Annotated in this window: 10 protein-coding genes; 9 read left to right on the top strand and 1 reads right to left on the bottom strand. The window is 41.5% G+C overall.

Annotated elements, in window-relative coordinates:
* From ABIL39_11465 to ABIL39_11455, 3 genes are all read left to right on the top strand, one after another.
* A partial coding sequence (locus tag ABIL39_11465; protein ID MEO0166741.1) for a FlgD immunoglobulin-like domain containing protein occupies positions 1-705 on the top strand: 705 nt, incomplete at its 5' end.
* Positions 706-1,135: 430 nt separating this feature from the next.
* Entirely contained in the window at positions 1,136-2,416 is a 1,281-nt protein-coding gene (locus ABIL39_11460; protein MEO0166740.1) for a pitrilysin family protein, read from the top strand.
* Position 2,417: 1 nt separating this feature from the next.
* Positions 2,418-3,746, top strand: coding sequence for a pitrilysin family protein (locus ABIL39_11455; protein MEO0166739.1), 1,329 nt, complete (start codon positions 2,418-2,420; stop codon positions 3,744-3,746).
* 1 nt (position 3,747) lies between these two features.
* Here the strand turns inward: ABIL39_11455 and ABIL39_11450 are convergent, their stop codons facing one another.
* Positions 3,748-5,232, bottom strand: coding sequence for an HD domain-containing phosphohydrolase (locus tag ABIL39_11450; GenBank protein ID MEO0166738.1), 1,485 nt, complete (start codon positions 5,230-5,232; stop codon positions 3,748-3,750).
* A gap of 130 nt (positions 5,233-5,362) precedes the next feature.
* On the opposite strand from ABIL39_11450, the gene ABIL39_11445 reads away from it, so the two are divergent.
* The 6 genes from ABIL39_11445 to ABIL39_11420 all read left to right on the top strand — a co-directional run bounded on the left by ABIL39_11445 (position 5,363) and on the right by ABIL39_11420 (position 11,136).
* Positions 5,363-6,010, top strand: a complete 648-nt coding sequence (locus ABIL39_11445) for an MBL fold metallo-hydrolase (GenBank protein MEO0166737.1) — start codon at positions 5,363-5,365, stop codon at positions 6,008-6,010.
* Between the two features lie 67 nt (positions 6,011-6,077).
* The gene (locus tag ABIL39_11440; protein ID MEO0166736.1) at positions 6,078-6,917 is read left to right on the top strand and encodes a fumarate hydratase; all 840 of its coding nucleotides are present in this window, start codon (positions 6,078-6,080) and stop codon (positions 6,915-6,917) included.
* Positions 6,918-6,933: 16 nt separating this feature from the next.
* A complete protein-coding gene (locus ABIL39_11435) occupies positions 6,934-7,491 on the top strand; it encodes a Fe-S-containing hydro-lyase (protein ID MEO0166735.1) in 558 nt (185 codons plus the stop codon).
* 163 nt (positions 7,492-7,654) lie between these two features.
* Complete coding sequence (locus ABIL39_11430; protein MEO0166734.1) at positions 7,655-8,785, top strand: ABC transporter substrate-binding protein; 1,131 nt, start codon at positions 7,655-7,657, stop codon at positions 8,783-8,785.
* Positions 8,786-8,947: 162 nt separating this feature from the next.
* Positions 8,948-9,955, top strand: coding sequence for a type I glyceraldehyde-3-phosphate dehydrogenase (gene gap, locus ABIL39_11425; GenBank protein MEO0166733.1), 1,008 nt, complete (start codon positions 8,948-8,950; stop codon positions 9,953-9,955).
* Complete coding sequence (locus ABIL39_11420) at positions 9,955-11,136, top strand: phosphoglycerate kinase (protein ID MEO0166732.1); 1,182 nt, start codon at positions 9,955-9,957, stop codon at positions 11,134-11,136. The genes gap and ABIL39_11420 overlap by 1 nt, the downstream gene beginning before the upstream one ends.
* The last annotated feature ends 326 nt before the right edge of the window (positions 11,137-11,462 follow it).

Genomic DNA, 11,462 nt, shown 5'->3' with positions numbered 1-11,462 from the left:
GAGGTATCGGAGAATACGAAGGAGTGGTTCAATCTTGACACCACGCGGTTTACTGGGACGCAGACGACTTGGGTGCGCAAGGCTTATTCTTTGGCGAACTGGGTTGGTAAGTCGGTTTATTTTCGGTTCCGTTCCATGACCGATGGCAATACGCTCAATGGTGGTTTTTATGTTGATGATATTCGGCCGGTTTGTTTGTTCAATAATGTTACTGTGATTGCGAATAACATAACCGATACAACATATACATTTACGAATCATCCAGTGGGTGAATATTATTATTATGTCCGTGGTTACAATGCGGCTTGGGGTTGGGGTGAGTATTCCTGCCTTGCGAAGGCAAATGTGGGTGTGGGAATTAAAGAGGCCGAAAGCACTACTCCATCTGATTTAATAGTGTTTGATGTCAAACCAAATCCGTTCCAGAATCACTGCGTGATTAAGTTCCAAATTCCAAACAAATCTGCAATTCGCAATCCACAATCCGAAACGCACGATGGAGGGCGAGGCTTTAGTCTTGCGATTTATAATGTGACTGGTAGAATGGTTAAGGATCTCTCTCGATTGACATTAAACGATGGGCGATCAACGGTCGTCTGGGATGGTTTTGATGATTCTGGTCGTAGACTGCCTGCAGGTGTTTATTTTGTGCAGTTAGAGGCGGGCGATTTCAAGCAGATTGTGAAGGTAGTGTTGTTGGAATGATGGAAGCTTGGTGAGGAAGTGGGTTAGATAGGTTGAATGTGGGAAGAAAAATCTTCTTACTTCCCACTTCTATACCCACTTCTTCACCTAATAATGAACCTCTCATTTTTGAAAATGGAATGTTATCTTGTGGACAATTAATAGGGAGGGAAAGAATAAGATTAAAAAAATGGGTTAAAATGTTGAAGGTTGTATCGGTGCCTCGGTGAAACGGAGTATCAGAGGTTGGATTTCATAGTTTGTTCATGCCTCATCGTTTTAACCTCGGAATTTAATCATTGTTTGAAATTGGGCACTTGGGGTTTGGGATTTAATTACCAATGCGACAGGAAACGTATAAAAAGATAAACCGATTAGACACTTGCCATTCCAATCACTTTTATTGACAGCCCTTATTTTATCGGTATAATCTAATCTTGAAAGGAGTAAAATGATAATCATCCTGATATTGCTTACATTTTCTTTTCAGCCAATCCAGGTTTACGAGTATCAACTTGATAACTGGCTTAAGGTGTTGATATATGAAGACCATTTTGCACCGGTCGTTTCAGTCCAAGTCTGTTATCGGGTCGGCTCTTATAACGAGCAACCTGGACATACTGGTATTTCTCATCTTTTAGAACATATGATGTTCAGGGGTACGAAAAAATTCGGACCCAAAGAATATGACCGTTTGATTGACGAAGCCGGTGGTGAAGAGAATGCCTTTACTTCTACTCACCAAACTGTGTATTGGGCAAATCTATATAAAGATCGTTATGAGCTTGCATTGATGCTGGAGGCAGATCGAATGCAGAATTTACTTCTCGCGGAAAAAGAGTTTGTTCCAGAAAAACAGGTAGTTATGGAAGAGCGTCGGCTCGGTGAAAATGATCCCTATGGCACATTCTTTGAGACTGCCGACCATATTATATTTCTTCAACATCCGTATCGTCAGCCGGTGATTGGCTACATGCGAGATCTCCAGAATATCAAACGCGATGATGTTTATCATTGGTATCGTAAATACTACAATCCGGCAAATGCAATAATAATAATCAGTGGTGATGTAAAAAGGGAAGAGGTGTTAAGCGTTGTAAAGAAGTATTTTGGAAGAATAAAACCCCTTTTTGCCCAGGAGGCTGAATACTATGAACCTCCGCAGAATGGGGAAAGGCGTTTCACATTAATCAAAAAAGAGGTAAACCAACCTGCCCTGATCATTAATTATCGGGCAGTAAACATCAGCCACCCTGATGCTTATGTATTTGAGGTTATCAGAATGATACTTGCCTCAGGCAAGACTTCAAGGTTTGAGAAGATACTCGTTCGTGAAAAGGGTCTGGCAGCAGACATTGATGCATACACCTCTCTATTAAAATATGATGGCACCTTTTCTATTTTTGCCATCCCTCAAATCGGAATAGAACTTGAGAACTTAGAAAAAGAAATTTATGCGGAAATAGAAAGATTGAAAAGGGGAGAGGTAACCGATGAAGAATTGCAAAAGGCACAGAATCAGACCTTGGCGAATTTTACCTTCCGTCAGGATTCACCTTCGGGCATTGGTTTCGCAATTGGTTACTGGGAGATACTAACCGGCTCCTGGAAGAATTTAAATCTTTACCCCGAGAAGATTTTGGGGGTCACCCGAGCGGATATTGAGCGGGTAGCAAATCAATATTTTAAAGAAGAAAACAGAACTGTTGGTTATCTTTTGCCCGGGAGATGATATGGGTAAGAGAAAAATAATATATACTCTTTTAATAATCATCAGTGCGCTCTCTGGATTTACTATCCATAAGGATAGTCTGGATAATGGCTTAGCAATATTTAGCAGCGAGGCCCATAAGATACCTATGGTGGAGATCAGACTGGTTGTGAAAGCGGGTAGTATTTTGGATCCAACTGGGAAAGAGGGATTGGCAAATCTGACCGCCCAAATGTTGTTGCGTGGAACGACCATCCATTCAGGGAATGAATTCTTGGAAGAAATTGAATATCTAGGCGCAAATATTAATGTGCAGGTTGATGAGGATTATGCCGTCATTTCTGCTCGGGTATTGAGTAAGGATCTGGAAAAAATTTTGGCACTGATCGCGGAATGTGTTCAGAAACCTGCTTTCAAGGTAGAAGAATTGAAGCGGCTCCAGAGGCAAATTTACTCCCAGCTTTTAAGCCAGAACGATGACCCATTTTATGCAGGCATGGTTGCGTTCCGGAAACTGCTCTTCGGCAGGCACCCACTTAATCATGAACCTTTGGGGTTTGATAGTACGGTCAGTCAGATAACGATTGATGATGTAAATCAATTTTTTACTACATATTACCTACCCAATAACGCGTTTATCGTTACAGTGGGGGATTTTATTCTCGATTCCCTGCGGGTGATAATTGAAAGATATTTTGCAGCCTGGGTACGAAAGCCGCTACCGGTCTTCCACTGCCCTCTCCTAAAGTTAACCGGGAAAAAAGCCTGGTTGATAAAAAGAGATATTTCACAGTCATATATCTTTTTGGGGTTTTTAGGTCCTGATTATCGGGTCCCGGACTGGATACCGACACGGATTATGAATTATATACTCGGTGGTTCGGGTCTGACATCAAGATTAGCCACCGAGATTCGCGAAAAACGGGGGCTTGCTTACAGTATCTTTTCCTACTTTGAACGATTCACCCAAGGCGGTTATTTCCTTACTACTGTTCAGACCCGAAATGAATCGGCAAACGAGGCCGTTGAGCTGATACTTCAGGAGATTCAACGCATTGGTAATGATATCAAAGAAGAAGAATTAAATCGGGCGAAGAGATTTTATACTGGAAATTTTCCTCTCAATTTTGATACCTATCGCGAAATGGCAAATTTTATCACCAGATTGGAGATCGAGGGATTGGGCTTGGATTATGGAGAAAGATTCGAGAGATTAATTAATGAGGTTAAGATTGAGGATGTGCAGAAAGTGGCAAAGAAATATCTCCAGTTAAATGATTTTTGCTTGGTTGTGGTAGGAAATATAGATGAATCCGAGATTAAAGTTGAAGATCTGGAGTGGTTGAAATAAATTATTTGGCACCGAGTACTTTTAAGAAGGCTCGGACCACTTTTGGGTCAAATTGAGTGCCACTGCATTCTTTTAAGCGTCGTATTGCTTCCTTTTTACTCAACGCCTTTCGGTAGGGTCGGTCGGTGGTCATCGCATCGTAGGCATCGGCAACCGCAATTATGCGGGCGCCGATGGGAATCTGGTCTCTTTTCAAACCATTCGGATAGCCCGTGCCGTCGTAGCGCTCGTGCTCATACTTAATAATCTCACAGGCACCCGCCAGATGGTGGGCATGTTTAAGGATATTATGGCCAATTTTCGGATGTTCTTTGACTTTTTGATATTCCTCTTCCGTCAACGGGCTCGGTTTTGTTAACAGCGCATCGCTGATGCCAATCTTGCCGATATCGTGCAAATAACCGGCGTAATCAAGTTCTTCAATCTGTTCAGGTTTCAATTTTAACTTCTTGGCGATCTTTAGAGCATACTTTCTAACACGTTCCGAATGTCCTGAGGTGTAGGGGTCTTTGGCTTCAATAGCCGAAACAAGAGTTTTGATACTATCAAGATAACTCTGTTTGAGCGATTGGTACAACTGGCTATTTTGAATGGCGATTGAGGCCTGGTTGGCAACAAGGGATAGCAATTCTAAATCCTTATCGGTGAAGGTATTTTTTTTATAGCTTTCAATATTAATCACACCGATGACTCTTTCACCGACCTTCAGCGGCACAGCAATCTCTGATTTTGTTTTTTTGTCAAAAATATAGTAACGACTATTTTGCGTGACATCATTGGCAAGATAAGGTTTCCCGGTCTGGGCAACATATCCTGTGATTCCCTGTCCCAGTTTTAATCTGAGGCGTGGTTGGATTTTTTTAGAGTAGGGCTTTTCTGCGGCGCGGACGATGAGTTCCTTTGTTTTCTCATCCACCAATGCCACCGCCGCTCGCTCGTAATTTAAAGTCTCTTTGAGGTGCCGAACAATCCGCTGGAGGAGTAATTCAAGGTCCAGAATGGAGGATAATTCCTGGCTGATTAATTGGAGTAAATAAAGTTCTTTGATCATCTTGGACAATTCATTAGTCAATTCTTTATGTTCAGTGATATCGATGGCAAAGCCGATTATTCCCTGAACTTTGCCCTCTTTGATAATTATTCGTTCACTGGTCTGGAGATAGATTTTCTGACCGGTTTTATCGAGAACCGTGAGTTCGTAAGGTTTGATATTTTTGCCCTTCAGTTGTTGAAGGAATGTTTTTCTTACTACTTCCATCGATTCGGGAGCAACGACATATTTAAAATGTTTGCCAATGAGTTCACGCACCTTATAATGGGAGACTTTTTCTACAAAATCGTTGAGATAAACGATCCTCCCCCGACGGTCGATGATATAAATCACGGCGTTGATATTTTTAAAGAGTTTTTGATAATGGGATGCTTTTAAGTCAAAATCAAAAATTTCTTGAAACTTAAACCCCTTATAAGGTGGTAGCCCGCCCATTGCTGAATTATAATCAGAAATCTGAACATGTCAATCTATTTTTAATTTTTTTGAAAAAATATGCATTGGTTTGAGACTTGATTTTTTTAATGACCGGGATATAATTAACCGTATTGGGAAAGGAGTCGCTATGAAGATAAAATTTTTAGGTCATGCAGCATTTTTGATAACAACCAAAGATGGCGTGCGTATAATTACCGATCCTTATAAACCTGGGTGTTACGGAGGCGGGATAAAATACTCCGCGATTACTGAAGAGGCGGATATTGTGACGATTTCCCACGAGCACGACGACCACAATGAACGGAATTTAAAAGGAAATCCGATATTTGTTAATACTGCCGGGGAGCATACCATCAAAGGCATCCACATTATCGGTTATGAGGTTTATCACGATAAATCTGCGGGCAAAGAGCGGGGTCGGGATATCATTTACAATATGGAACTTGAAGGAATGCACCTTGTCCATCTTGGTGACCTCGGGCATGTTTTGACATCCGCCGATAAGGATAAAATTGGGAAGGTTGATATCCTTCTGATCCCGGTAGGTGGCTATTTTACGATTGATGCGAAAGATGCCGAAGAAATAATCACGCTTTTAAAACCCAAAGTCGTCATTCCCATGCATTTTAAGACGGCAAAGTGTGATTTTCCCATTGCTCCGGTAGATGATTTTATCAAAGATAAAAAGGTAAAAAGATTGAATGGGGAGGTGGAAATAGCGAAAGAAAATCTACCCACAGAGACTGAAATCTATGTTTTAATGCCGATAAAATGATGCGGATATGTAATCCTTGAATAAAGTGACGATTTTTAATTTAATTCAACTAAAAGGAGGTTAGATAATGCGAGAAGTGGAATACAATACCGTCGTGGAAACCGTGGCGCGGTTATGTAAAGAAGCCAATTATTTTTTGGGTGAAGATGTTTATGAGGCGTTAAAAAAAGGACTGGAAAAAGAGGAATCACCGGTAGGTAAGGATATTTTAAACCAGCTGCTGAAAAATGCGGATATTGCAAAACAAGAGGAAATTCCTATCTGTCAGGATACTGGTTTTGCGGTGGTCTTTCTTGAGCATGGTATGGATGTCCGGGTAAAAGGAGATATCAACCAGGCGATTACCGAGGGGGTGGCAAAGGGATATACCGAAGGCTATTTGAGAAAGTCCATATTATCCGATCCTATCAAAGGAAAGAATACCAATGATAACACCCCTCCGATTATCTATACCAGGCTCGTGCCCGGAGATAAGATAAAGATAACCGTGGCACCGAAAGGCGGTGGAAGTGAAAATATGAGTGCGGTGAAGATGATGACACCGGCAGATGGTATTGAAGGGGTGAAGAAATTTGTTGTTGATACGGTAGTTCAAGCAAGCTCCAATCCCTGTCCGCCGATTGTGGTCGGAGTGGGTATCGGGGGCAATTTTGAGTATGTGGCGTTTCTGGCTAAGAAAGCACTTTTGCGCAATATCGGTGAGCGCAACCCTGATCCATTCTATGCGGATGTTGAAAGGGAGTTACTGGAGAAGATAAACAATACCGGCGTTGGTCCGATGGGTCTGGGTGGTAGGATTACCTGTCTGGATGTCTTTATTGAAGTCTTCCCCCGGCATATCGCTTCGTTTCCGGTCGCGGTGAATATCAACTGTCATGCCGCAAGACACAAAAGTGCGGTGATATAAAATTAAGGAGGTCAAAATGTCTCAACCCATCAGATTAAATACTCCACTCACTGATGAAGATGTTTTAAAATTGAAAATTGGCGATAGTGTTTTGATCACCGGGAAGATATACACCGCCCGGGATGCTGCACATAAAAGGTTATTTGAGTTAGCGGAAAAAGGCGAGCCCTTGCCGCTGGATTTGAAAGGGCAGATAATCTACTATGCAGGACCAGCTCCAGCCAAGCCGGGCTATGTAATTGGACCGGCAGGACCGACTACTTCCGGACGTTGCGATCCATATACTCCGAAATTGCTTGAAATTGGCTTGAAGGGAATGATTGGTAAGGGAGTGCGTTCAAGAACGGTTAAAGAGGCGATGCAGAAGTACAAAGCCGTATATTTTGCTGCCACCGGTGGTGCGGCGGCACTCATTGCTAAAAACATCAAGGCAGTTAAAGTTGTGGCTTATGAAGATTTAGGTGCGGAGGCGATTCGAGAATTAGAAGTGGTTGATTTTCCAGTGATTGTGGCAAACGATGCCTATGGCGGTGATTTATATGAGGAAGGGATAAAAAAATACCGAAAGGATTAGGCATTGGATGTGGGTTGGTCAGCGGGTCTTATTAGAATTCTATTTTTAACCCTCCATCCGGTGTGGGAATTAATCCATGCTAATAGCAGAGTTTGCGTTGCGAAAAAGATTGAAAATACTAGAGATCGTTTTACAAGAATAATTTAAAATAAAAGGAGATGAAATGAAAAAGATAATCCCATTCTTGTTTGGTATTTTAATACTTTCCTGCGGGCCGCAGGAGAATGTTATAAAGATTGGGCTTGTCGCACCCTTGACCGGTGATGTGAAGACCTTTGGTGAATCCACCAAAAATGGATTCCTTCTGGCGATTGAAGAAGTTAATGCCTTGGGTGGAATAAATGGCAAACAGGTTAAGACCTTCATTCAGGATGATAAAAATGACCCCACCGAGGCAGCGAATGCCGGAAGTAAACTTATCAATCAGGATGGAGTTAAATTAATTGTCGGTTCGGTATCTTCTAAATGTTCTATACCTCTCTCTCAGGTCTGTCAGGATGCAAGTGTGGTGATGATTTCACCCACTTCCACCAATCCCAAGGTTACTATTCGCGACGATGGCACGCGTAAGGATTTCATTTTCCGGGCGTGTTTTATCGATCCTTTCCAAGGAAAGGTCGCGGCGAAATTTGCGCTGGAGAATCTAAAGGCAAAGACCACCGCTATTCTCTACGATGTAGGAAATGATTATGTAAAAGGATTGGCAGAATTTTACCGGGATAACTTTACCCAGGGCGGCGGACAGGTTCTGGTTTATGAATCTTACCAGAAAGATGATACCGATTTCTCAGCTTTACTAACCAAGGTTAAACAGGCAAATCCGGATGTACTTTATATTCCCGATTATTATAATAAAGTGGGATTGATTGCAAAACAGGCGCGGCAGATGGGTATAAGATCAATTTTAATGGGCGGCGATGGATGGGATTCCCCAGAGATGCTTAAAATTGCTGGTGATGCGATAGTTGGTGGTTATTTTACTAACCATTATTCTCCTGATGATCCCCGACCTGAAGTTCAGGAGTGGGTAAAAAAATATCTGGCAAAATATGGTTCGATGCCGGACGCCTTAGCTACATTAGCTTATGATGCCACCTGTCTATTACTTGAAGCGATAAAAAAGGCGAATTCCGATAATCCGGTAAAGGTTAGAGAGGCACTCCAAGGAATAAAGGATTTCAAATCAGTTTCAGGTAATATTTCACTTGATGAATATGGTAATCCAATAAAGAGCGCGGTGATTTTGAAATATACAAAAACCGGGCAGGAGTATGTAGCAACCGTAAACCCCTAATATTTTAAAAACCATCGAGAATTCATTAAAATTTTCTCTGCACTTAATAACGTCTTGAGCATAATAGTTTGCTATAGCATCGTTTTTAATTTGTAATTATTCACGAAGTTTCATTCTTGACTTGAGACTTTTCCTGGGTATAATCCTTTTAAGGAGGTCTTAATGAAACCAAAGGTCGCAATTAATGGTTTTGGAAGAATTGGCAGGCTTGTTTTTAGAGCCGGTTATAAAAGCGATAAGTTTGAATTTGTTGCTATAAATGATATAAGCGATGCAAAAACACTTGGACATTTATTGAAGTATGATTCCGTCCACAAAAAATTTGATGCCCATATAGAAATAAAAGCCGATGCGCTCGTTGTGGATGGGAAAGAATATAAAGTTCTTGCGGAAAAAGAACCTGCAAAACTTCCCTGGAAGAATTTAGGGGTTGATTATGTGATTGAAGCGTCAGGGAAGTTTACCGAAAGGGCTCAATGCGAACAACACCTTAAAGCCGGAGCAAAGAGGGTGGTGATAACTGCACCCGCAAAGGGGGAACCCAAGATTCCGACATTCGTGATGGGAATTAACGAAGATAAATACGACCCCAAAAAAGATACGATTGTATCCAATGCTTCTTGTACTACCAACTGTTTTGCACCAATGGTCAAAGTATTACACGAGAATTTTGTTGTTAAGAAGGGATATCTGACGACAATCCATGCCTATACCAACGATCAGCGCATCTTAGATTTGGTCCATAAAGACCTGCGGCGGGCACGTGCAGCCGGACTGTCAATGATACCGACTTCAACTGGAGCCGCAAGGGTGATTGGAGAGATATTCCCAGAATTGAAAGGTAAACTGGACGGTGTAGCGATCAGGGTACCGACCGCCGATGTGTCCATCTGCGATTTCGTCTGTGAGGTGGAAAAATCAACCACCAAGGAAGAAGTCAATCAAGCCTTTAAAAAGGCGGCTGAGGGTCCGCTCGGCAAATACTTAGAGTATTGTGAAGAGCCGTTGGTCTCGGTCGATTTTATTGGCAATCCCCACTCGGCAATATTTGATCCGGAATTGACCATGGTGAACGGCAATATTGTAAAAACCTTTGCCTGGTATGATAATGAGTGGGCATATTCATTAAGGATTGTCGATTTGCTTGAGTACATAATAGCGAGGGAATGATGTCCAAACTTTCAATTAGGGACCTCCCGATAAAAGGAAAAAAGATATTTCTCCGTGTGGACTTCAATGTACCCCTTGATGAAAATCAGAATATTACCGATGATACAAGAATAAAAGAATCATTGCCAACGATAAAGTATATTCTTGAAAATGGTGGTATACCTATCATTGCCAGCCATCTCGGCAGACCCAAAGGCAAGGTGGATCTGAAACAGAGTTTGAAACCCGTGGCAAAGAGATTAGGTGAGTTACTGGGGCAGGAGGTGAAATTTGCCCCTGACTGTGTTGGTCCCGAAGTTAAAAAAATTGTTGATGGATTGAAGCCCGGTGATATTCTTCTCTTGGAAAACTTAAGATTCCATCCTGAAGAAGAAAAGAATGATACGAATTTTGCTAAAGAACTTGCATCACTTGCTGAAATTTATGTAAATGATGCCTTTGGCGCTGCACACCGTGCCCATGCCTCGGTTGAGGCGATTGCCCATTATTTTGAAAATCCTGCTTGCGGATTTTTGATGGAAAAGGAATTAAGATATCTTGAGTCCGCATTGAAGAATCCGCAAAGACCATTGCTGGCAATAATTGGTGGAGCGAAAGTATCAACGAAGATCGGTGTATTAAAAAATTTACTTGATAAGGTTGATAATCTTGCGATCGGCGGTGGGATGTGCTTTACTTTTTACAAGGCAAAGGGACTGAATATCGGTAAATCGCTCTGTGAAGATGATTTTATTAACGAAACAAAGCCATTACTGGAAAATCCCAAGGTCTATCTGCCTGAAGATGTTGTCATTGCTAAAGAGATAAAGGCTGGTGAGAAGATCGGGACGGTTGATGTTGTAAATATTCCGCAGGATGCAATAGGCGTAGACATTGGTGAAAAATCGATTGAGGCAATTAAAAAATTGATACAAAACGCCAAGACCATAGTCTGGAATGGTCCTATGGGTGTATTTGAGATTGATGACTATGCAAAAGGGACTGAAGAAATTGCAAACGCAATTGCTCGGGCAACAGAAAAAGGTGCAATCTCAATCGTTGGTGGTGGCGATTCAGTTGCAGCATTAGAAAAATTCAACTTGAAATCAAAAATCAGCCATGTATCTACAGGTGGTGGCGCATCCTTAGAATATCTTGAAGGAAAAGAACTACCCGGGGTTAAAGCCTTGAAAGATAAATGACATCAGTCAACAAATTTGGGGTTGGAGGTTGGTTTATTTAATCAGGTAACCGTTGCCAATTGTTAGTTCTTTTGTAAGAGGACTCGTATAACAGCCAAAATTATAAATGGCCACTTAAGTAATTTGTGTAGAGTTATTTTAGAACGCTAAAAACGGCTATGTAAAGAAGAAATTTGCCCGAATTAATTCGTAAAATTTTTTGTCCTGTTATTCCAAAGGTAAAATGTCCCCTTAATTTCAAAGCGAGATGTCCCCTTATGATATTTAATTCTTTTCTCATGTCAACTACTGCTTACCATTGCAATGAAATTTCTGAATAAGTCTTC

It is taken from the genome of candidate division WOR-3 bacterium (assembly GCA_039802205.1).
Taxonomy (GTDB): domain Bacteria; phylum Hydrothermota; class Tepidihabitantia; order SM23-42; family JAOAFX01; genus JAOAFX01.
Note: the sequence above shows the minus strand (reverse complement) of the source record. Positions and strands in the feature narration are given on the sequence as shown.